Origin of the sequence: Photobacterium sp. GB-1 (assembly GCF_003026165.1) — a bacterium.
In the GTDB taxonomy this organism is placed as follows: Bacteria; Pseudomonadota; Gammaproteobacteria; order Enterobacterales; family Vibrionaceae; genus Photobacterium.
In genome coordinates, this window is record NZ_PYOB01000034.1 from 1 (window position 1) to 22,177 (window position 22,177).

Sequence of the window (22,177 nt, forward strand, 5' to 3'; positions counted from 1 at the left end):
ATACCATATGCTTTAGTGACTCTGACAGGGTAAAGTGATGGCATTGTATAACCAACTCTCCAATTTGGAACTTCATCAGGTACGCGTTCTCTATTTATCATGCTACAACCAGCCAGTAATAGGCAGAGCACCCCTGTTGATATAATATTTTTCATTTACTGTCCTTGTTTACATTCGAATATTTGACGACAGGCAATACTGCCATCGTTATTATAAAATGGATGATTAGCTATCCCCCCATCAGCAGAATGGTGAATCAGCTCGTTTTGCATAAAATCGTGTAAACGTTCATCGTTACACAATGATTTAATAATTTTATCTATTTCCCCATTTTTAGCGTCTTGTAAGATTGTTTCGCAATCTCGACCAAAAGGGATAGAGCCTACTGTTTGAGGAACGATATAGGTAGGAAAATCTTTGTTGTTCCATATAGTCTTATCCTCGACCTTATCATCCAATGGCACCCCATAATGGCAGGCTAGGCCGTACATAAGGCGTAAATACAATCGAGAAAGGTCGCCCTGTACAACGCGGCGGTAATATAATTTGGTTGATATCTGCTTCTGATTTTTGCCCCAGTTTGTTACATAGGTGCGCGTCATAAAATGACTCTCTTTCCAGCCCATTGCGATTTCTTTTTCTTTGTGTTGTTGAAGATAATCTTCAAAACGTGTCTGGATTTTGCGCAATTCACTATTATCGAAACGACCTCTTTGAGTCAGCGTTTTCACACACTTATTTTCCAGGAGCGGTAATAGGTAACCTTTATCGAATGTCGCAGATGCATAATAACCTCCGCCGATGTCTGAGTGACACCCCGGGACTTCAAGTTCAATAAAATTAGACGCCGAGTTAAATTTATTGAGACAGAAATTGTAACGGTATTCCGCTTTTCGATGGGCCGTTAAGTGAACGGCATGTTTAACACGAGCGGGGTCTAACCATAATTTCACGTTTCCCGTTTTGTCATTATGTGGTGAGAAATCACCTGTCATGAAGTTTGTGATTGCTGCGACAGTATCAAAAATGCCCGCGAAGGTGATTTCACAATAGCGATTGTCTTGCCAGTCAAAGTTAACAGCAAAGTTGATGTTATTATCTTGACAAGCTTGTGTTATTTGAGACGCAAAAATACCTTCAACGCCTTCTAACACAAGGTTGATGAAATGTCGTGCCGCCGCTGCGCCTCGACTAAATCCCCACACATCTAATTCAATCTTTTTAATACCATCAATTTGATTAATATATTCACTTATTAAAGTAATGCTATCACTTAATTGCTTAATCCCAGTTTCTGCTTTTTGAGTGACACCATAATCGCCAATGCCGAGTCCTTGACCAACTAAAGATTCATCAGCAGGAGCAATATCAGTGCTGTTACCAGTGCCAATTCCCGTTACATATTCACTATGATAGGCAATTCGCTCTTTTATATTTGAGGTTAATATTGTCGGATAACGTTCAAATAATTTCTGAATATTTGTATGTTCATTAGCAGCGCTACTGGTAACGTCATAAACCTCGACACACTGGTTTTCATCAGGTTTATTTTCAACAGGGATGCAAAATTTTTCATTTTGAGGAAATTGAAAGCATCGGTCATCTAAATCTTTTATCGGAACTGAACCATTATGGCTAGCAGTTTCAAAACGCGATTGCCACAATGGGTTATAACGCTTAATTTGCTCGAGCCCCCAATCAGAGCTGTATGTGTTATTGGCTGTACCATCGAAAAACATGCCGACCCGAAGGGTTATATAATTAAACCCCTTGATTTTGATAACATAACTATTATTCGTAATTAATGTTATCTCACCTTCAGCTTCAGCGACGTGTTTAGGTGGAAGCATTTGTCCGGATTGAAGTTCAACAAAGTCTCCAGCTGTGGCTGTAATGAGCTTTTTGGCACAGCGGTCATAGCCTACATATTCAAGGCGTTTACTGACCGTTTCCTCTTCCGCCTCTTCAAGTGATGTTCGTTGTTGTGATTCATTTAACCATGCAACATTATCAAACATTAACGTGACTGGGCCTGGGGCCAGTGTTTTCACTAGAGTCGGCTGATCTTTGAGCTGTATCTTAATGGTGGCACCGGAAGCATCAGTCAATTGACCATGGATATTTTTAAAAGGCACGTTGTGTTCATCGACGAATAGAAATTCAATCCAATTCTCTGAACGTTCACATGGGATACAAAATGGACTTGCGCCTGTAGGACTACTCATGAGATTTTCCCTAACCAATATTGCAGCTCTTTTTGCTCATCCCTGTCTAAACGTAATTGTTCTATGACCAAAGATGAGGGTGTGTGGGTTGTAACTATCAATTGAGCGATGGTCCAAAACTCTAATGACTCTCTTTCTATCGATAGGCTACCTTGATGAAATAAAGCCGTTAAATCCGACTCTTTCTTACTCAACTTTTCCATTAATTCAGGTACGTTTTGCCAAAGTCTCCTTGAGACACAATAAGCGTGGTTATTAATGTTATAAAGTTCAGAAAAGTCTTCATCGTTGAGTACCCACCATGGTGCTTGTTGAAGAGAAAATTGATCTGGATAAGGATTTTCCAAACAGGTTTGTTCGCCATTGATTGTCATATAAACACGATGTGCAGCCCCCAGAAAAAGTACACGACGCTCTAAGGTACTTTTTTGATATACCGCATTAAATATGTCTGGGTCATAAAAGCGAAACATGACACTTTCACCTTGATAGCCAGCCATTAACAGTGAGCGTAAATGGGCAATCAACATTTCATACGAGGGGGCTTCAAACATGATACCTTTAGTCAATAACGCTTCATTTAAGCTCTTATGGTTGTTCGTGGTTTTAATGACCCATGGAGACACATCGACCAGATTATGAAAATGGTCAGTCGTAAATAAAGGCTCTGCACTTTCCAAATAGCTGGCATTAGAGTTTAAGACTTCTTTATATGATTCATGATTAACAACCCAATATAACGGGTGAATATTTTCTATTTTGCTCAACATTCGCTTTTCTCCGCCAGAGGGCAGGCTTTTACCAATGGTACATTGGCTTTTTCTGCTTTCATAAATGCGGCAATGGGGACTGTTACTGTCGGTGCTAATGTTGTTGCAAGTTCAACTTCTCCCGGAAGTAACGGAGCAATACCGCCATATCCCGTACCACTGCCCGCACTGCCACCTGCATTGATGTTGACCGCTGCCCCTGAAATTGAAACGCCAGATGCATCTATTTTGATAAAGCTGCCGCCAGCCTTCAGCGTGATTTCAGCACCCGCTTCAATCACGGCTTTTGAGCCAGCTTTAAGGTGTACTTCATTACCCGCATCCACCAATAATGCTTGGCCTTGTTTCATGTGTAAGCTGCCATCAACCGCAACGGTTTGATCGGCTTTTACATGGGTACGGCTTTCACCGTCGACGGTTAGGTGATCGTGAGTTTTAATGTGGGTGAAGCGTTCATTGTCTACATCCAGGTGTAAATCGTGTTTGATGTCGTCTTTGCGATCGTTTTCCACCAACATGTTCACATCTTTTTGTGCGTGAACGTAGATTTCTTCTTTGCCAGCTTGGTCTTCAAAGCGCAGCTCGTTATAGCCATCACCTTGGTGTGTTTCCGTGCGCAATACCGTGCGGGTTTTATTCGCTGGTAACGGGTAAGGAGGCTTGTTGGTCGCATGGTAAGTGCGGCCTGTGATAATCGGTTGGTCTGGGTCACCTTCTAAGAAACTAACAATCACTTCATGACCAATACGGGGTAGTGCGAGCATGCCGTATTGGCTACCCGCCCAACCTTGGGATACACGTATCCAGCAACTCGCATTGTCATCACTGTTACTGTATCGGTCCCATGGGAACTGGACTTTTACCCGACCGTATTCATCACAGTAAATCTCTTCGCCTTCAGGGCCCACCACCATCGCAATTTGTGGGCCATCAACACGAGGCTTAGCCGTGTAGGGTGCTCGCCATGGACGATGACCGGGTATCACAATAAAGTCATTGTTATAGGTCGTTACACCTTGTCCGCCAGCTTCTTCTAATGCTTGCGGTTGCGTACCCATATGGTTAACCGCCACCACGAGCCATTCGTCATTACATTGCTCATCATCGTGCTCTTGCAAGGCAAAGTTCACCCCAGCAATTAAACCGTGGGTGTTACTTTCACCATAGGCTGTATTGGCATCACGACGTAATGATTCGAGTCGAAAAGAAGTAAACGGCTTACCGCTAGCATCATCTTTGTAACGCCCTGGGTAATCGTAATGTTCGTAATTGGCTTGCTGGTAATCGGCTTCTTTCGCATTGGCCGTTTGTAAGAAGCTATAAGCTGGCTTTTTAAAGCTGTAATCTTTGAGTTGCGCAGACGATGGGCGCATTTGCGTATGGCGAGCAAAGGTGCGTACAAAAGGCACACCACTTTGACCACCACTGCGGCTGTTATAAGGCAGTGGTGCCGTCAGTCGAGCGGCACTTTGGGTGTCATCAGAAAAGCGCAGGGTATTCTTTTTGTTATCATGGACAAAGCTATAAAACAGGCCTTCTTCTGCGGCAATGCGGTCGATAAAGGCTAAATCTGTTTCACGGTACTGGACGCAATATTCACGCTGCACGTAATCTCGCGTTAAAACGAAATCAACATCGGTGATCCCTAATTCTTGTAATATCACCGAGATAATTTCAGGCACCGTTTGTGTTTGAAAAATTCGGCTATTATGGCGCAACGCGAGGCGGGCTGCTGGCGGTACAAACTCTACCTGATACAAGGTGTGGTGATGGCCGGTGTCACCTTGGGTAAAGCGTCGAATAATGCCATGCCATTGCTGTTGCTGCTCACCGTCTCGCCAGACCGTGAGTGTTGCCGTGTTATCGACGGTCTCTTGCGGCGTATAGGCAGGGTGACGACTGGCTAAGTCGATGATAAAAGCGAAAGGCAAAGACAGGCTGTCAGTGCCTGAAAATTGCGTGACGGCAAAGGCATCAGCATCTAGCCCATCGACTTCAAATGTAAATTGCAAACCCGTTTTTGTTGCCATACTGACCTCGTGGTTAAACCTTTGCTAACGTCGGCCTTGCGGCGTATTTAGCAAAGGCATAAACGAAAAGCAGCCTACACAGTTGTGTAGGCTGAGACATAGTTGAGTGCTATTACGCTTCTAGCGGTGCACGCCAGTCATCAGCACCAGATGTGCCAGATACCGTGTGATCCCAGTTAATTGCACGGTAAGCCATTGATACTTCGATAAGCTGAGTGAAGTCTTCTTTTGATGAATCTTGGCAGTGTGGCATGTGGGTGTTGATATCAACAATCGTTGCATCGGTCAGCGTTGTAGTGAAGTAGTGCTCTTGTTTACCTTCAACCGATGTGCGGTACCACTTCAGCTCTACAGACGGTAGCATTTCACCTGATGCCAATGAGTTGTACATCAGAGGAACGGCTTTGTTCAGTGCCACGGTAAATTTAAATGGCTTGTGAACACGTTGACCTGAAGGCTGACCTGATTGTGGGTCTGTAGGAACAGTAACAACGTGCTTGAATTCTTGAACAAGCATTTGGTCTTCGTGACCTTCAACATAGATGTTACCGACAGAATCAGGCGTGAATGCACCGGCTGTGATGTTACCCTGAGTTTGGCCTTGGATCGCGATATAACAAGGAGTTGGCATCTTAGTATCCTATTTTATGATGGAGTAAATGACACAGCCTATGCTGTGATGACGTGCTGTTAAAGCAGGAAGTGTGCCAGTTTTTAAGTTACTGATAAGTATGGGTTTTGCGTTTTTACGCTAGTAAATATCGAGCAAGATCTTGCCCGGCTGGGCAACTTATTGCTCGATTTGGGCAAGATCTTGCTTACTTTCGTGATTAAAGAATTTTTATTGGTAATGATTTGTCATCTGAATAAGCAATGATTAAGGGCTTAAAAAAATGGCTAAAAAATAAAAAACGCGCAATAGATATGGTTAGTAAAATGTAAATAATAAAGTTTATTTAACAATCTCTTTTTTAATGGAGTCTGTTAATAACGAAGCGGGCAAGATCTTGCCCGAATGTTAAATATCAGGTATTGCTTTAAATTTTTTATTTACAATATTCTTATTAGTGAGAAAGGGCCTAGTATTATTAAAATCATATCCTTTATTCTATTATATTAATTAGGCTCTCTAAATTATTAATAGAATGAAGCACATTTTTATACTGAATTTTTTATATGGGAGTTTGTTTTTTGGGAAGGCTATCACATATATTTGGTTTTTTAATTTATTCAATATTTTAAAAAACATAGCATTTTAGTCTGGAGTTTAGCGTTAATATGTTAATGCTGGGTTTAAGGTTATGGAATCAATAGTTTTTTATGTTGTGTTTGAATTTATTAAAATTCTTATTTGTATGTATTAATAGATTTTAGTGTCTCAAAATCTATACAATATTGCTTGATATGCAACGGTAATTACTATTTAATTCACTGCAAGCAATATTTGTTATCTAGAAGCATTTTTGTTGGTTAGGAAATAATATAAATAATAAAGCATATTTAATTAAAAATAACATTTTCATTTTTAATTTGTTAAAGATGTTAAATCTGCTGGTTTATCTATTCGTTGTAAATAATAAAAATAACGGGGTTTAAAATGTCTAAAGAAGGCACCGTCGCACCTAAAGAACGTATTAATATTAAATACGTTCCTCACAAAGGTGATGTTCAATCTGAAGTAGAGCTACCATTAAAAACACTTCTTGTGGGTGAATTTAAAGGTGATGGGGAAGATAAACCTATAGAAGAGCGTAAAGCCGTTTCAGTTGATAAAAATAACTTTGAATCGGTTATGCGCGAAAGTAAATTATCGTTGACAACTTCTGTGAAAAACAAACTTTCAGACGATGATTCTGACTTATCAATTAATCTTTCAATTAAAAGTCTTAATGATTTTTCTCCTGATGCAATCAGTCAACAAGTTCCAGAATTAAAAAAACTGATTGAATTAAGAGAAGCATTAGTTGCTTTAAAAGGACCACTTGGAAATATTCCAGCATTTCGTTCTCGTCTTCAAGAACTAATTGAATCTGACGAGTCACGTGAAAAGCTACTTAACGAGTTACAACTTGTTAGTGGCGAAGGTGAGAAATAGTAATTTCCTTTTGGTTTTAATTTTAAGAGAACGATAAATGTCTTTACAAAAAACAATTGAATCATCAAGTACAACTGAAAGCAGTTTACTTGATGAAATTATGCTTCAAACACGCATGACTCCGTCCGATGAAGGTTATGACATTGCCAAGAAAGGGGTGGCTGCATTCATTGAAAATTTACTGGGTAATGCTGGTGTAGAACAAGTCAATAAAGGACTTGTTGATCAGATGCTTGTTGAGTTAGACAGTAAGATTAGTGCGCAAATGGATGAAATTTTACACTGTGAAGAGGTTCAAAAGGTTGAATCTGCTTGGCGTAGTGTGAAGATGCTTGTTGATCGTACTGATTTTCGTGAAAACAATAAAATTGAATTATTGCATGCGACTAAAGAAGAGCTTTTAGACGACTTCGAATTTGCGCCAGAGACGTCTCAATCTGGTTTATATAAGCATGTATATTCGTCTGGATACGGACAATTTGGTGGTGAGCCTATTGGCGCTATCATTGGTAATTACTCATTCACGCCATCATCGCCTGATATTAAGCTACTTCAATACATTGGTGCTGTGGGTGCAATGGCTCACGCTCCATTTATTTCAGGTGTAGCACCAGAATTTTTTGGTATCGAATCTTTTGAAGACTTACCAAATATTAAAGATTTAAAAGCAACATTTGACAGCCCTCGCTATATTAAATGGCGACAATTACGTGAATCTGAAGATTCTCGTTACCTTGCATTAACGGCTCCACGTTTTCTTCTTCGTACCCCATACGATCCAGAAGAGAACCCAACTAAAACATTTAATTACCGTGAAAACGTGAGTGATTCACACGAAAGCTACTTATGGGGTAATACCTCTTTTGCTTTGGCTTCACGTTTAACTGATAGCTTTGCTCAATACCGTTGGTGTCCAAATATCATCGGTCCTCAAAGTGGCGGTACTGTTGAAGATTTACCTGTTCATTTATTTGAATCTTTGGGTGAATTACAAGCAAAAATCCCAACAGAAGTGTTAGTGACAGATCGTAAAGAATTTGAATTAGCTGAAGAAGGCTTTATTGCATTAACCATGCGTAAAGGTAGTGATAACGCTGCATTCTTCTCTGCAAACTCAGTTCAGAAACCAAAAGTGTTCCCTAATACGAAAGAAGGGCGCGAAGCTGAAATGAACTTCAAATTAGGTACTCAATTGCCTTATATGATGATCATTAACCGCTTAGCGCACTATGTGAAAGTATTACAACGTGAACAAATTGGTTCTTGGAAAGAGCGTCAAGATCTTGAGCGTGAATTGAACGCATGGATTAAACAATTCGTGGCTGATCAGGAAAACCCACCAGCTGATGTTCGTAGTCGCCGTCCTTTACGTGCTGCGAAAATTGAAGTACTTGATGTTGAGGGCGATCCAGGTTGGTACCAAGTGGCATTGTCTGTTCGCCCTCACTTTAAATACATGGGCGCAAACTTTGAGTTATCACTAGTTGGTCGTTTAGATCAGGCATAATTTCAATGTCTTATATAGAACTAGAAGATAGGGCTTATGGTGTTAGTCTCTTTGAACGTTTAGAGACTAATGCGCCGCGAAAAGTGATGACGAAAGGACCGGATGCTAAACATGTTTTAAATTCAATTAAACGCAATGTTGCGCAATTACTTAACACTCGTTTAGGTGAAGCACTGTGTGCGCCTCATTTGGGATTAATTGATTTTAATGATGCAACTTTAGGTACGCATGATCTGGCATTACAAATTAAGCTGGCAATTCGTCATTGTCTTGAGCGCTACGAGCCACGTTTAGACAAGATTGATATTCAATATGTGCCAAATGATGAAAGTCCATTAAATATCTTCTTTCATATTACAGCATGTATTAATTCAAGAGCACTGCATGATTCGGTGCGTATTGATTTGATGTTGGATAATAGTCGTAAATACAGAGTAATTTAACTTTGTCACAAGAAAAATATTTTAGGGATGAGCTTGCTTTTTTAAAAGAGCAAGGCGTTGCTTTTGCCGAAGTACATCCTCAATTATCTCGTTTTTTACAAGGGAAAAATACAGATCCTGATGTTGAACGATTATTAGAGGGCTTTGCTTTTTTAACGGCTCGTTTACGTGAAAAAGTTGAAGATGAATTTCCTGAGCTCACACATTCTATAATCAACATGCTTTGGCCTAATTATTTAAGGCCTGTACCAAGCTTGAGTATTGTTCAATTTACACCGATTGAAAAAGCAATAAGTGTTCGTCAAACAATACCAGCAAATACAGATGTTGATAGTGAAGCGGTGTTCGATACTGTGTGTCGGTTTAGAACTTGCCGAAACCTAGATATTTATCCTTTGGAGTTGGTTGATGTTGCGACTACCCATAGCCGGGAGTCGTCAATCATTGATTTGAATTTCGATGTATTAGGCGAACAAAGTTTACCCGATATAGATCTAAAAGCGCTGTCATTGTTCTTGGGTGGACATCAGTACAGCGCGCAGATGCTGTATTTATGGCTAAACCATTATTTATCACATATTGAATTAGTGTGTAGTGATAAAACGATAGCGATTCCTGCATCACAATTTAAAAGCTGTGGCTTTGATTCCGCTGATGCTGTAATGCCATATCCAAAAAATGTTTATGAAGGTTATCGTATTTTACAAGAATACTTAACGTTTCCAGATGCATTTTTATTTGGTGATTTGGTTAATCTTGATCGTTATATCACGCCGGATATGGGTAGAAAGTTTCAATTGAAATTTGTTTTTTCAAGAACGCTACCTGCCGATGTTCGCGTACGTAAAGATAGCTTTAAATTATTTTGTACACCGATTATCAATCTATTTACTCATGATTCTGATCCTATCGATTTAACGGGAAAGCGGGCGGAATATCGCATTGCACCTTCAAGTCGTCTTCCTGCTCATTATGAAATTTTCAGTATTGATCATGTAGAAGGGCGACAAGAGGATCACAAGTTACGTTCAAAGGGGCAAAAGCGTGTTTATACCTCTTTTGAAAGTTTTCAACATGAAATCGAACGTTCTCGCCACCGATTAGCGCTCTATTACCGCGCAAGGGTGAGAGAGAGTGTAAGAAATGATGGTTTTGATCATTACATTTCATTTGTTCGTGGGGATGAAACGCTAAATGTCGGAACCAGTGAAGCGATTTCATTGCAGTTAACGTGTACGAATCGACAATTGCCATTGGAGTTAGGGATTGGTGATATTTGTGTGCAAACAAATAGTTCACCGTCTTTTGTAACTTTTTCTAACATCACAGAACCAACACAGCCGTTAAGGCCGACGTTAGATGGCAGCTTGTTGTGGACATTGATTTCAAATTTATCGCTTAACTATCTTTCATTGCTTTCGAAAGATGCACTGTGTTCTGTACTTCGAGCTTATGACTTTAGAGCACTTGTCGATAGACAAGCTGAACGTGTTGCTAAACACAGACTTGATGGGATCGTAAAAATTACATCTAAGCCAATTGAACGGATCATCAAAGGATTACCTGTTCGAGGTTTACAGTCTGAGTTAGTGCTTAACGAAGAAGCGTTCAGCTCTGAAGGGGATTTGTATTTGTTTGGGAGTGTGTTAAGTCGCTTCTTTTCTTTGTATGCAAGTATCAATTCATTTCATGAGCTTATTGTAATTAACAGTGTCAATCAGGAACGATATTCATGGGGAACGCAGACGGGTCTACAGCCTTTGATATAGATCTTGATTGTGACCATCTTGCATCCGATCAATTAGCAATAGTAGAGCAACAAGTTCGGTCTTACGACTTTTATCAATTAGTCGAACTTTTACAGCGCTTGGCTGATGAAGATCCTGAGACCGAAGGGTGGGAAACACATTGTCGTTTACTGTTTAAAGCCAATCCGAGTTTAGGGTTTGCTGCGAGTGATATTTCAAAATTAGAGATGTTGGAGCAAGGTGGTTTCTGTTTAGAAACGACGTTCTTTGGATTAAATGGTGCTCAATCACCATTACCGGGTTTTTTATTAGAAGAAATAGCATCTGAGAGTGAAACGGGGTTAAGACGGCATTTTCTCGATTTCTTTAATAACCGACTATTGGCGTTGGTATATCGAATTTGGCGTAAATACCGTTATTACATTCGGTTTAAAGAAAATGCCAGCGATGCCTTCTCTTCTCAGTTATTTGCCTTAGTCGGCTTGGCTGATGAAAACCTTCGTGGTGAAACCGCAATTAACTGGGGGAAAATGCTTTCATACGCCGGTACATTAGCTGGTAGAAGCCGTTCCCCACAAATTGTTGCAGGTATCATTTCTCATTGCTTTGATTTGGATAACGTTTTTATTCGTCAGTGGGTAGAGCGGAAAGTAGACATACCCAATCATCAACGAATGTGTCTTGGAAATGCAAACTGTGAGTTAGGTGAAAGTACGATTATTGGCTCGACGGTTCGTGATTGCACGGGAAAATTTGTTATTGAGATTAAAGATCTTACCCAATCACGATTCAATGATTTTTTACCGTCAGGCAAAGAGTATTTGCCATTTTGTAAGCTGGTTGAATTTATTCTTCGTGAGCAAATGGCATTTGATCTGGAGTTAGAGCTTAAAGAAGACGAAGTACCTTCATTGCAATTGATACAAGGCTCAACGCTGTCGTTAGGTTGGTCTTCTTTCTTAGGTGAGACGAATAATAACCGTAAAGTTTGTATACAAGTTCGTCAGTAAAGGGGCTAAAAATGGCGGAACAACAACGACTAAAGTTAAAAGTTACTAATACTCGGTTCTTAGAACCGGGTTTGTCGGCAACGAAAGAATTTTCATCTGCTGGTGGCGCGATTGGTTCTAGTTCATCGAGTTTTTGGCACCTAGCTGATAGAGACGGAGTTTTGGAACCGGTTCACTGTCAGATCACAATGATTGATGGCTGTTTTTGTATCACTGATATTTCGAATCAAACCTATATCAATGGTGCTTCAATGCCGATTGGTTGGCACAAGCATGCGCGTTTAAATGAAAATGATGTTATTTCAATTGGTCCTTATTTCATTCGTGTTTCTATCGGTGAAGCATGCACTGAAAATGATAAAGACATTGAAGAGATGCTATCTAAATCAACTGATATTGATTTATTTGGTGATGAGCTAGATGTCACAACTAAGGATCAAAAAGCGAATGTGGATGATCCATTATTAGCACTCGATCAACTCAAACATAAAACAGAAGTTGAATCGTTAATTACACGAAATAAGCCAGCAGTATCTTTTAATAATGCACAGTCATTAATTTCTGAATGTGATTCGTGGATTGGTGATGCCCAGACAATACAAGCCGATACTGAAAATGACACAACGTCAGCTATTACATTAAGCGGTTTTAAATCTACGTTGAATGCTGATGAAAAATCATCGGGATACATAGCGACTACTTTAAATAGCAAGGAACTAAGAATGGACGATAACACGCTGGATCTGCTTGAAGAAGAAATGGGACGAGGTTTTTCTGGTTCGAATAATCATTCGATGGTAGCAACAGATGAAAACCATTTATTAACGGGTCCGCTATTTCGTGGTTTAGGCGTTAGAACGAATAACAGTGATGATTTAGCTGAAATGCAAATGCTATCTGAAGAGATGGGAGCATCATTACAAGCTGCAGTAAAAGGGTTAATAGAACTTCATCAACAAGTTAATACCAGTCGATATGGTGTGATGAATAAGAACTTGCAACCCATTGAAGATAACCCGTTACGACTTGGTTTAAGTTATGACGAAACAGTACAGGTTATGTTTGATAGCCAACGTAGTCTTGTTCACTTATCTGCACCAGCAGCCATCGAAGAAAGTCTTCGCACAGTTAAAGATCATAATGATGCTGTACATACTGCAATTAGCGAGGCACTGAATCAAATTATTCAAGCCTTTTCACCTGAAGTGTTGATGCGAAGGTTTTTACGTTATCGTCGTCCTGGCCAATCGGTTGGTGAATCACCAGAAGCATGGGCTTGGGAAATGTATCAAAGTTATCATAAAGAGTTGACTTCAAATCGTCAGCATGGATTTGAAAAGCTATTCTGGGAGATTTTTGATCAATCTTACGATAAAAACCTGCGTGATAAACAACAAGAGGTGTAGCTGGATGAAATCGTCGTCTTTGTTCCACATGGTTTTTATTTTTGCCTTAACGTTGATGGGTTGTAGCTCTAAATATGATCCGGCATCAGAGCCAAGTACGATAACAATCAGCATGGTGAGTACCGATTCAATAAATACGAATGGGAATAATGAAGCCTCACCAGTTGAATTAAAAGTTTTCGAACTTGAAGATGACTCTATGTTTAATTCAGCATCTTATGATCAGCTAGCTTTTGAATATAAAAAAGCACTAAAGAGTAACTATGTTGATGTTTATGATTATGTCATGCTGCCGAATAAATTTAAGTTTGTCGAAGAAATTAAATTAGATGAAGACACGCGTTATATCGGTGTGATGGCTTTATTTTCTGATAGCGATAATAGTGATTGGAAAAAGTCTGTAAAAGTAAAAACGTTAGGTCGTGATTATCACTTGCTTATTTATTTAAAAGATAATCAAGTTGTGCTAGATAGGGTTGAGTAGATGTCATCAAAAAACCGAGTAATATGGAATGAAGGTTTATTTATTAAACCTCAACACTTCCAACAACAGCAGCGCTATTTTGAAAGCATCATTGATGAAAGACTTAATTCTGTCAGTCTCTATTTATATGGAATAACAGAATTAAGCTTAAATTTGGAATACCTAAGTTTTGGTCGCATCGCAATTGAACGTGCGGCTGGTATTATGCCTGACGGCACACCTTTTAATATTCCTCAGCAAGACATGTTGCCTGATGCGTTGGAAGTGACTGATAGTTCATTAGCCAATCAAATTATTTATTTAGCGATCCCTTTACGTAGTGACTCACTCGCGGAAGTTAGTTGGAATGACACTGCGGGTGGTATGACACGTTATAAATGTAAACGTGAAGAAGTCAGAGATATCCAATCCATTCAAGGTGACAGCTGCTTAATGGACGTTGGCTCAACAAGTGTTCGCCTTTTGCTTGGTAAGGATGACCGAAGTGCATACGCGTCTATTGCTATTGCACGAATTTTAGAAAAACGTCCTGATGGCAGTGTGATGTTGGATGACAACTTTATTCCTTGCCATTTAAATGTGAAAGCAGTACCACGATTACAGCGCTTTGTCGGTGAAATGGCTGGCTTAATGAGAGAGCGAGCAAAAAATATTGCATTACGTTTAGGTTCTCCTAATCAAGGTGGCGTAGCCGATGTGGCAGATTTCATGTTACTTCAGATGCTTAATCGCATGGAGCCAAGACTTCAGCATATCGCGCATTTACGTAGTATTCATCCTGAAGAGTTATATCAGGAACTCACTTCATTTTGTGGTGAACTAGCCACTTTTACAGATGAAAGTCGTATGACGCCAGAGTTTGCAAGTTATAACCATGACATGCCTGAGCACGCATTTATGCCTGTTATGTCTATGTTACGACAGGCATTGAGTATTGTTCTTGAGCCGCGTGCCGTATCTATTCAATTGCAGAAAAGAAAATACGGTCTCATGGTGGCCTCAATTCAGGACACTAACTTGGTTACTGATGCTGAGTTTATCTTGGCTGTACGTGCTCGTATTCCGCAGGAAGAGTTACGTAAGTTATTTATGCACCAGACAAAAATTGCGTCTGTTGAAAAGATTCGTGAACTTATTTCATTGCAGTTACCTGGTATTCCATTGTCGCCATTGCCTGTGGCTCCACGTCAATTACCTTACCATGCTGGATACACGTACTTTAAATTGGACAAGACGAGCCAAGCTTGGCTGATGCTTAATAATTCAAGTGGTTTTGCATTCCATGTTGCAGGTGATTTCCCTGAACTTGATCTTCAATTTTGGGCAATCAGGAGCTAATGATGATGGATCATACTATTCAAAAGAAAGGCCGTATACGCGACACGCACTATGATGATTTACTGTATGACAATGTAGAAAATACAAATCTTGATCAGGACTTTTGGTTCCAATTACGCGGTAGCAATATTAATTTATTGATTGATGCTGCAACGCCGTTAATGGGCATGACGTCACGTATTCGTAGTTTAAGTAGCTGCGATAATATTGAAGAAATTTATCATCAAGTTGTTGAAGAAATTAAAGCGATAGAGGTAGAGCTCACCGAAGCAAGTTATGATCATGCTGTGATCCTAGCTTATCGCTATGTTCTCTGCTCCTTTATCGATGAAGCGGTAATGAGTACTTCTTGGGGAGCGGATAGCATATGGGCTGAACATTCATTGCTGACGCGTTTTCACAATGAAACATGGGGTGGAGAAAAAGTTTTCTCGATCTTATCTCGATTAATAACTGAGCCAGAACGTTATCATGATTTATTGATGTTTATTTATCTTTGTTTGATGCAAGGATTTAAAGGTCGATATAAGGTGATGAATAATGGTCAAGAAGCGTTTGATAAAGTCGTTTCAAATCTTTATGAAACGTTAAGAAGAATAGATAAAGAACCGAAACCGTTAACTACCGCAACAAAACATGTTGCACAAAAAAAATATAAGTTAACGAGACAGATTCCTCTTTGGGCTGTATTTATAGGTTTTGGTCTATCTTGGGTTGCTATTTATATCGCGTATTCAATCTTACTTAATAATAAATCTTTAGATGTTTTAACACAGCTTAATCACATTCTTCAATAGGACTTCATTGTGATCAGAATAGAACTCCCTGTACTCATCAATAAATTAAATGCACAAACAAAAATTGCATTAGAACAGGCTTCATCGTTATGTATGAGCCGTGAAAATAATGAAGTTACTATTGAGCACCTTTTATTTTCTATTCTAGAAAATCCTTTATCAGATATTAGGGTTTTACTTGAACAAGTTAATTTAAAAACGGATGTTGTTAAGCAGTTGTGTGGTGATGCAATGCCGCATGATAAAGGGAATGATACATATCCGAGCTTTTCACCTTTACTGGTTGAACTACTTCAAGATGCATGGTTATTAGCTTCAACAGAAATGAATGAAGCAGAGTTAAGATCGGGTCTTATTTTCTTGGCAGCACTTATTCGCCCCGATCGTTATTTAAGTTTTAGTCTAGTAAAAGCCTTTGAAAATATTAATCGAGAGGCTTTACGTAAAGAGTTCACATCACTTGTAGCGGATTCTGCTGAAACACCTGTTGTAAATTCTGGCGAAACAAAAGCGCCACTAAATGTAAACTCTGGTGATAGTGCGCTTAATCGTTTTTGTTCAAATGTTACAGAGCAAGCTCGCCAAGGTAAGTTAGATCCTGTCTTATGCCGCGATAATGAAATTAATCTAATGATTGATATTTTATGTCGTCGACGCAAAAACAATCCCATCGTTGTCGGTGATGCTGGGGTTGGAAAGAGTGCCGTTATTGAAGGTCTCGCTTCACGTATTGAATCGGGCAAAGTGCCTGAGCAGCTTCAGCGTGTTGAGCTATGGTTGCTTGATCTAGGGCTTATGCAAGCAGGGGCATCAGTAAAAGGTGAATTTGAAAAACGCTTGAAGTCAGTGATTGATGAAGTAAAAAATTCACCAGTGAAGATCATTCTTTTCATCGACGAAGCTCACACTTTGATTGGTGCTGGTAATCAAGAGGGTGGTGGTGATGCTGCGAACTTACTTAAACCTGCTTTAGCTCGTGGTGAATTATGTACAATTGCGGCAACAACGTGGAAAGAGTACAAAAAGTACTTTGAGAAAGATCCCGCCCTTACTCGACGCTTCCAGTTAGTTAAATTGGATGAGCCAACAACCGAGCAAGCTGTTGATATTATGCGTGGTCTGCACAGCGTGTATGAAAATGCGCATAATGTATTGATCAGTGATGATGCGCTACGTGCGGCAGCAGAATTGTCTGCTCGTTATGTGTCTGGTCGTCAACTTCCCGATAAGGCTATTGATGTCTTAGATACGGCTTGTGCGCGTATTGCTATTAATCTTACAGCACCTCCTCGCAGAATTTCTGAGATTGAAAGTGGTAGTTATCAACGTCAGCTTGAAATTCAAATGATCAATCGTCAGCAATTATTAGGCAAAGCCGTTGATGAAGATCGACTATCGGCATTAGTAGAAAAAGATTTAGAAGAACAAGTTGAGTGTGAATCTCTATACAAAGATTGGCAGCAACAAAAAGAACTTGTTACTGAGATTATCGATACACGCCAACAGCTCTTATCGCCGATGACTGAGCTATTGCCAGAGCAGAACGATGATGATGAATCTTGCTTGTCGGTTGATGAATTACAGAATCGATTGGTCGATCTTTATTCTCAACTAGCACTTATTCCTCATGACGAGTTGCTCATTTATCCTGAGGTTGATGCGGCGCAGGTTGCACAAGTCATTGCTGACTGGACGGGAGTGCCTGTCGATCAGATGAATACTGATGAGTTAGCTAAAATTACTGAGTTGCCCTCTGTATTAAATTCAATGATTAAAGGTCAGGATATCGCATTGGCGAGTATTCATCGCCATTTATTGACTGCGCGTGCTGATCTTCGTCGTCCAGGCCGACCTCAAGGTGCATTTTTATTAGTTGGTCCAAGTGGTGTGGGTAAAACAGAGACTGTGGTTCAACTAGCCGAGCAGTTATATGGTGGGCAGCAATTCTTAACCACCATAAATATGTCTGAATATCAGGAAAAGCACACAGTTTCTCGTCTTATTGGTTCACCCCCGGGCTACGTTGGTTTTGGTGAGGGTGGCGTATTAACTGAATCTATTAGAAAGATGCCTTATTCAATTGTTTTACTTGATGAGGTAGAAAAAGCACACCCTGAAGTCTTGAATCTGTTCTATCAAGCTTTCGATAAAGGCGAACTTGCTGATGGCGAAGGGCGTTTAATCGATTGTCAAAATATCTTGTTCTTCCTAACGTCAAACCTTGGTTATCAGACCATTGTTGATTATGCAGAGCAGCCAGAACTGATCGAAGAAAAGATGTATCCAGAGTTGGCGAATTTCTTTAAACCCGCATTGTTAGCGCGTATGGAGGTAGTGCCTTATTTACCTCTGAATAAGGACGTTTTAGCACAAATTGTTCGAGGAAAACTCTCACGATTAGAGAAGTTATTAACTTCTCGTTATAAGGCGGAAGTTGTTATTGAACCATGCCTTGTTGAAGAAATACTTGTACGTGCAACGCGCTCTGAAAACGGTGCGCGTATGCTAGAAGCGATCATTGAAGGGCAGATGTTGCCGCCAGTTTCTTTAGCTTTGTTAAATAAACTTGCTCATCGTGAAGCGATTACACGTATTTGCTTAACGGTAGAAAATGGCGAGTTCTGCAGTGAGGTGGAGTAATTGTTATGCAACAGTGGTTTCATTATACCTCAGCATTAATAGGTTATCGTGACCGAGCCAAACTCACTGATTTCTATATGAGTGCGTTAAAAGAAGAGCTTGCATTAACGGCCAGTTATATCATTTATCCGACGGATGACGGTCGCACTTTATTTGCAACAGAAAATCAATCGTGGGTATGGGATGTAAATGATTTTGATCATCCCTTTTCACACGTACTTCAGCAAGCGTCAGTTGTTTTACTTGATCGCCAACAATTGGTTTATTGGCAACAAAATGATTCGTTTAAGCAGTTATCTTCGCAAGTAGATGCATCAAGTAGTTTGCTTATTGTTCCTTTAATGAATAGTCAAAACCATGTGACGGCTATACAAGTATTCATCGGTGAACAAAAGCAGATTAACAATTTATTATCTGATGAAAACTGGCGCGAGTTTAGCTGTGCCTTTATTTCTCAGTGGTTACTCATTAGAGATATGGATGCGCAGTCTTCTCATAAAAAGCAACTTAGTGACTCGATTACACGACTAAAAGCAGAGCATCAGAAAAAGAGCGCATGGTCAGATATGGCATGCAAGCTCATTGGAAGCAGCTCTGTAATGAAACAGTTACGAGAACAAATAACAGTGGCTGCTGGCTCAAACCTTAGTGTACTTATTCAAGGTGAAACCGGAACGGGTAAAGAGTTAGTCGCAAAAGCACTACATAGCTTATCAGAACGATGCAAAGAGCCTTTTGTCGCGATTAACTGTGCGGCAATACCTGAAAGCTTGTTAGAAAGTGAACTGTTCGGTTATGAAAAAGGGGCATTCACAGGCGCGGTAGCTAACCGTAAGGGACTGATAGCTCAAGCTAACGGCGGGTCATTATTTTTAGATGAAATAGGAGAGTTATCTTTAGGTCTTCAAGCGAAGCTATTACGTGTGCTCGAGACATGCCAATATCGTCCGGTTGGCTCTAATAAAGAGCAATCTTCTAATTTTCGTTTGATCGCTGCAACGCATGTAAATTTACGTCAAAGTGTAAATGATGGTGGCTTTAGACAAGATCTTTATTATCGCATTTATCAATACCCATTATTGCTCTCAAGTCTTAATGATCGAAAGGGGGATATTGAAGAGTTAGCTTCTTACTTTATTCAGCAATATAACAATCGTGAACAACGAAATATTTTGGGTTTATCTCCCAAGGCGTTAGATCACCTTAAAGAAATGAGTTTTCCCGGTAATGTCCGTGAATTACGTTCGTTAATAGAAGTGGCGTGTGTACAAACTGAATGTGATGATCTTATTCAAAAAAAGGTGTTTGTAGCAAAATTACCATTAGATATTAGTCTTCCTATAAAAGACACGGTTGCGCCAAAAGACGATTTTTCAAGCATAGATGATTTACGCATTGCAGTGGAATTGTATGAGAAAGCAATTATTAACGAGCGATTAAAGCAATATAACGGTAATCGTGCAAAAGCAGCTGAAAGCCTGGGTTTACCTAAACGAACACTTGCACATAAGTGTCAAAAGTTGGAGATCCAGTTTAAATGAAAAAGTCGTGGATGATATATACGTTACTGATCGGGTTGAACACCTTTTCTATGACTGTTTTTTCTCAACCGAGTACGCAAACCAAGTTGAGTCGCGCTGAAGCTTGTCGTGATATCCCTTCTAAACTTGAGCGGTTACAGTGCTTTGACGCTATTTTTGATACACCTGTAGAGCAAGTGTCGATCAGTCAAGCAGATGTGAAATATCCATCGTCATGGCTTCGTGCCGTTGATAGTGAGAAAAAACGGGATAAAAGATCAGGGTTTATTTTTCATCAGTTAGATAGCAGTAATCAGGCTTCTCGAATGTGGTTAACGTCTGCTGCTGTTCGTTCATCAGAGCAGCTAAAAGATCAGAAAGCCCCAATTTTGATGTTGGAGTGTTATGAAAAAATCACCCGTGCCGAATTGATCTTACCGACTCCGGTTAAAGCAGGAAAAGTTGAACTATCAATACCGGGTTCTCCTGTTATTACACAAGAGTGGATGAGTGATGAAACAGGGTATGTATTACGTTCTGGACGAGGTTTACCTGCTATTAGAGCAATAAAAGCGATGATTTCTTCACCGCAATTAATTTTACGTTCAAATGTGGCTGATATTGATCATCTGGAATTTGATAACTCCAATCTAGCAGAGGCCTTAGAGCCGATGCGTGAAAATTGTCGCTGGTAGGAGTGAATCATGTTGAAGGGAACTTTAAGGGAGCAACTTCTCGCTCCGATATCACCGGATAACCCAGTAGGAGAGCGTTTAAGAGATCATCCTCAATTAAATTTTATCGATGATCAGATGATGAAGGTCGGTACTCTTTCTCATGGAGAAGTGCAATGGCATGAAGTGGAAAGTTGTGCCGTAAGCTTACTTTCAGAGCACACCAAGGATCTGAAATTACTGACCGTATTGATGCAATGTTTACAGCATCAGGCAACACCAGAGCGTTTTTCATTGTCGATAGGTGTATTGGTTGATTTTCTCTCTAATTTTTGGCTTGAATGCCAACCATTTCCAGGGGCGCGTGGTGAAATACACCGTAAAAAATTCTTTAATCAAATTTGTCAGAGAACGTATGTTGCCGCAGACAAGTTAGATTGGAGCCTATTCAACAGTGATTTAAAACAAGTGTTGGAGGCATTACTTGAAGAGCTCGATAATCAAGCATCTTCGCTATCACTGCCTGTGGATATTATTAACGATATTTCTGCGCGTGTTCGCGTTAACTTGGGACAGGCTGGTCGTGATAATCATGAGAATAAAATTAAAGCTCCACAACCATCACAAGATGTTGCTGTTTCGTCATCTTCAGTCATTACGAGTCAGACGTCGACTGGAACCCCGGTTTCTATTCCTAATTTAGATATAGATAACAGCAGTGAGCGTGCTTTTAAAAATTCGTTATTGAAAGCGGTAGATTCGCTAAATGAACTTGGTAGTGATGCAATAAAGCTGAGTATTCGTGTGCGTCGTTTTGCTATGTGGTTTTCAATCAATACCTTACCAGATGCAAATGCTCAAAAAGAAACGCAACTAATGCCCGTTTCATCAGATCGTATAAGTGATTATGAAGAGTCTTTACAGCGTGGTGCGGATATTGAATTGTGGAGTCGCGTTGAAGAAAGTTTAACTAAGTCACCTTATTGGTTAGATGGACACTTTCTTAGTTTTCGTATTGCCAAGGCGTTAGGGTTGGATGATTGGGCTTCAATTATTAAAGATGAACTTCAGTCATTTGTTGATCGCTTACCAGCACTACTGACTTATTCATTCAAAGGACAAGTTCCTTTTGCAAGTGAAGCTACAATCGCTTGGCTTCTTAACCAAGATAAAAGCGTTAAAGTTGCTCAAATTACTCAACAAGGTAGCTGGAATGAAAAGCGTACAGAGGCATTACAGTTAGCTGATGATGAAGGAATAGCACCAGCCTTAAGCATGCTTGATGAAGGATTATCACAAGCGACAGAACCCAGAGATGCTTTCTATTGGCGATTACTATCTGCAGATGTCATGGAAGCTCATTCACTCTCTTCTATGGCAACGGTGCAATACCAGACGTTATATCGGCAAGTTAATGAAATGTCGGTGACTGAATGGGAACCATCATTACTCGCCCAACTTAAAAATAATATTGCCGAACAATAACACCG

Annotated in this window: 17 protein-coding genes; 13 read left to right on the forward strand and 4 right to left on the reverse strand. The window is 39.9% G+C overall.

What is annotated here, in order from left to right; translation table 11 throughout:
- Positions 1-155 precede the first annotated feature (155 nt).
- From C9J45_RS20075 to C9J45_RS20090, 4 genes are all read right to left on the reverse strand, one after another.
- Positions 156-2,225 carry a phospholipase effector Tle1 domain-containing protein gene (locus C9J45_RS20075; RefSeq protein WP_107208783.1) on the reverse strand — a complete coding sequence of 690 codons (2,070 nt, stop codon included), beginning with the start codon at positions 2,223-2,225 and terminating at the stop codon, positions 156-158.
- Positions 2,222-2,995, reverse strand: coding sequence for a DUF4123 domain-containing protein (locus C9J45_RS20080; protein ID WP_107208782.1), 774 nt, complete (start codon positions 2,993-2,995; stop codon positions 2,222-2,224). Before C9J45_RS20080 ends, C9J45_RS20075 begins: the two co-directional genes overlap by 4 nt.
- Positions 2,989-5,025: a type VI secretion system tip protein VgrG gene (locus C9J45_RS20085; protein ID WP_107292932.1), complete on the reverse strand. Its 2,037-nt coding sequence runs from the start codon at positions 5,023-5,025 to the stop codon at positions 2,989-2,991. The genes C9J45_RS20080 and C9J45_RS20085 overlap by 7 nt, the downstream gene beginning before the upstream one ends.
- A 112-nt stretch (positions 5,026-5,137) precedes the next feature.
- The gene (locus tag C9J45_RS20090) at positions 5,138-5,656 is read right to left on the reverse strand and encodes an Hcp family type VI secretion system effector (RefSeq protein WP_005365509.1); all 519 of its coding nucleotides are present in this window, start codon (positions 5,654-5,656) and stop codon (positions 5,138-5,140) included.
- A gap of 966 nt (positions 5,657-6,622) precedes the next feature.
- Here C9J45_RS20090 and tssB point away from each other — a divergent pair.
- Genes tssB through tssA form a run of 13 tightly spaced genes read left to right on the forward strand, consistent with a single transcriptional unit; the run spans position 6,623 to position 22,172 of the window.
- On the forward strand, positions 6,623-7,120 hold the full coding sequence (gene tssB, locus C9J45_RS20095) for a type VI secretion system contractile sheath small subunit (RefSeq protein ID WP_107292933.1): 498 nt from the start codon (positions 6,623-6,625) through the stop codon (positions 7,118-7,120).
- Between the two features lie 37 nt (positions 7,121-7,157).
- Positions 7,158-8,627, forward strand: a complete 1,470-nt coding sequence (tssC, locus tag C9J45_RS20100; protein WP_107288098.1) for a type VI secretion system contractile sheath large subunit — start codon at positions 7,158-7,160, stop codon at positions 8,625-8,627.
- A gap of 5 nt (positions 8,628-8,632) precedes the next feature.
- Entirely contained in the window at positions 8,633-9,070 is a 438-nt protein-coding gene (gene tssE, locus C9J45_RS20105) for a type VI secretion system baseplate subunit TssE (protein WP_045084966.1), read from the forward strand.
- A 2-nt stretch (positions 9,071-9,072) separates the two neighbouring features.
- Positions 9,073-10,839 (forward strand): type VI secretion system baseplate subunit TssF, encoded by a 1,767-nt coding sequence (tssF, locus tag C9J45_RS20110; RefSeq protein WP_107208738.1) that lies wholly within the window; start codon positions 9,073-9,075, stop codon positions 10,837-10,839.
- Positions 10,803-11,828: a type VI secretion system baseplate subunit TssG gene (gene tssG / locus C9J45_RS20115; RefSeq protein ID WP_107292934.1), complete on the forward strand. Its 1,026-nt coding sequence runs from the start codon at positions 10,803-10,805 to the stop codon at positions 11,826-11,828. The genes tssF and tssG overlap by 37 nt, the downstream gene beginning before the upstream one ends.
- Positions 11,829-11,839: 11 nt before the next feature.
- Positions 11,840-13,234 (forward strand): type VI secretion system-associated FHA domain protein TagH, encoded by a 1,395-nt coding sequence (gene tagH, locus C9J45_RS20120; RefSeq protein ID WP_107208739.1) that lies wholly within the window; start codon positions 11,840-11,842, stop codon positions 13,232-13,234.
- A gap of 4 nt (positions 13,235-13,238) precedes the next feature.
- Positions 13,239-13,718 (forward strand): type VI secretion system lipoprotein TssJ, encoded by a 480-nt coding sequence (gene tssJ, locus C9J45_RS20125; RefSeq protein WP_233217850.1) that lies wholly within the window; start codon positions 13,239-13,241, stop codon positions 13,716-13,718.
- Positions 13,719-15,056, forward strand: a complete 1,338-nt coding sequence (tssK, locus tag C9J45_RS20130; protein WP_107292935.1) for a type VI secretion system baseplate subunit TssK — start codon at positions 13,719-13,721, stop codon at positions 15,054-15,056.
- The gene (icmH, locus tag C9J45_RS20135; protein WP_107208742.1) at positions 15,056-15,853 is read left to right on the forward strand and encodes a type IVB secretion system protein IcmH/DotU; all 798 of its coding nucleotides are present in this window, start codon (positions 15,056-15,058) and stop codon (positions 15,851-15,853) included. The genes tssK and icmH overlap by 1 nt, the downstream gene beginning before the upstream one ends.
- Positions 15,854-15,862: 9 nt before the next feature.
- Positions 15,863-18,493 (forward strand): type VI secretion system ATPase TssH, encoded by a 2,631-nt coding sequence (gene tssH, locus C9J45_RS20140; protein ID WP_107292936.1) that lies wholly within the window; start codon positions 15,863-15,865, stop codon positions 18,491-18,493.
- Positions 18,494-18,498: 5 nt separating this feature from the next.
- On the forward strand, positions 18,499-20,034 hold the full coding sequence (locus C9J45_RS20145) for a sigma-54-dependent Fis family transcriptional regulator (protein ID WP_107261971.1): 1,536 nt from the start codon (positions 18,499-18,501) through the stop codon (positions 20,032-20,034).
- Positions 20,031-20,708, forward strand: coding sequence for a type VI secretion system-associated protein VasI (vasI, locus tag C9J45_RS20150; RefSeq protein WP_107208745.1), 678 nt, complete (start codon positions 20,031-20,033; stop codon positions 20,706-20,708). Before C9J45_RS20145 ends, vasI begins: the two co-directional genes overlap by 4 nt.
- Positions 20,709-20,717: 9 nt before the next feature.
- Positions 20,718-22,172: a type VI secretion system protein TssA gene (gene tssA / locus C9J45_RS20155; RefSeq protein ID WP_107208746.1), complete on the forward strand. Its 1,455-nt coding sequence runs from the start codon at positions 20,718-20,720 to the stop codon at positions 22,170-22,172.
- Positions 22,173-22,177 lie beyond the last annotated feature (5 nt).

What these genes read in the sequence shown, in the direction of transcription:
- C9J45_RS20075 (WP_107208783.1), bottom strand. Translation starts at nt 2,225, where the DNA reads ATGAGTAGTCCTACAGGCGCAAGTCCATTTTGTATCCCATGTGAACGT.
- C9J45_RS20080 (WP_107208782.1), bottom strand. Translation starts at nt 2,995, where the DNA reads ATGTTGAGCAAAATAGAAAATATTCACCCGTTATATTGGGTTGTTAAT.
- C9J45_RS20085 (WP_107292932.1), bottom strand. Translation starts at nt 5,025, where the DNA reads ATGGCAACAAAAACGGGTTTGCAATTTACATTTGAAGTCGATGGGCTA.
- C9J45_RS20090 (WP_005365509.1), bottom strand. Translation starts at nt 5,656, where the DNA reads ATGCCAACTCCTTGTTATATCGCGATCCAAGGCCAAACTCAGGGTAAC.
- tssB (WP_107292933.1), top strand. Translation starts at nt 6,623, where the DNA reads ATGTCTAAAGAAGGCACCGTCGCACCTAAAGAACGTATTAATATTAAA.
- tssC (WP_107288098.1), top strand. Translation starts at nt 7,158, where the DNA reads ATGTCTTTACAAAAAACAATTGAATCATCAAGTACAACTGAAAGCAGT.
- tssE (WP_045084966.1), top strand. Translation starts at nt 8,633, where the DNA reads ATGTCTTATATAGAACTAGAAGATAGGGCTTATGGTGTTAGTCTCTTT.
- tssG (WP_107292934.1), top strand. Translation starts at nt 10,803, where the DNA reads ATGGGGAACGCAGACGGGTCTACAGCCTTTGATATAGATCTTGATTGT.
- tagH (WP_107208739.1), top strand. Translation starts at nt 11,840, where the DNA reads ATGGCGGAACAACAACGACTAAAGTTAAAAGTTACTAATACTCGGTTC.
- tssJ (WP_233217850.1), top strand. Translation starts at nt 13,239, where the DNA reads ATGAAATCGTCGTCTTTGTTCCACATGGTTTTTATTTTTGCCTTAACG.
- tssK (WP_107292935.1), top strand. Translation starts at nt 13,719, where the DNA reads ATGTCATCAAAAAACCGAGTAATATGGAATGAAGGTTTATTTATTAAA.
- icmH (WP_107208742.1), top strand. Translation starts at nt 15,056, where the DNA reads ATGATGATGGATCATACTATTCAAAAGAAAGGCCGTATACGCGACACG.
- C9J45_RS20145 (WP_107261971.1), top strand. Translation starts at nt 18,499, where the DNA reads ATGCAACAGTGGTTTCATTATACCTCAGCATTAATAGGTTATCGTGAC.
- vasI (WP_107208745.1), top strand. Translation starts at nt 20,031, where the DNA reads ATGAAAAAGTCGTGGATGATATATACGTTACTGATCGGGTTGAACACC.
- tssA (WP_107208746.1), top strand. Translation starts at nt 20,718, where the DNA reads ATGTTGAAGGGAACTTTAAGGGAGCAACTTCTCGCTCCGATATCACCG.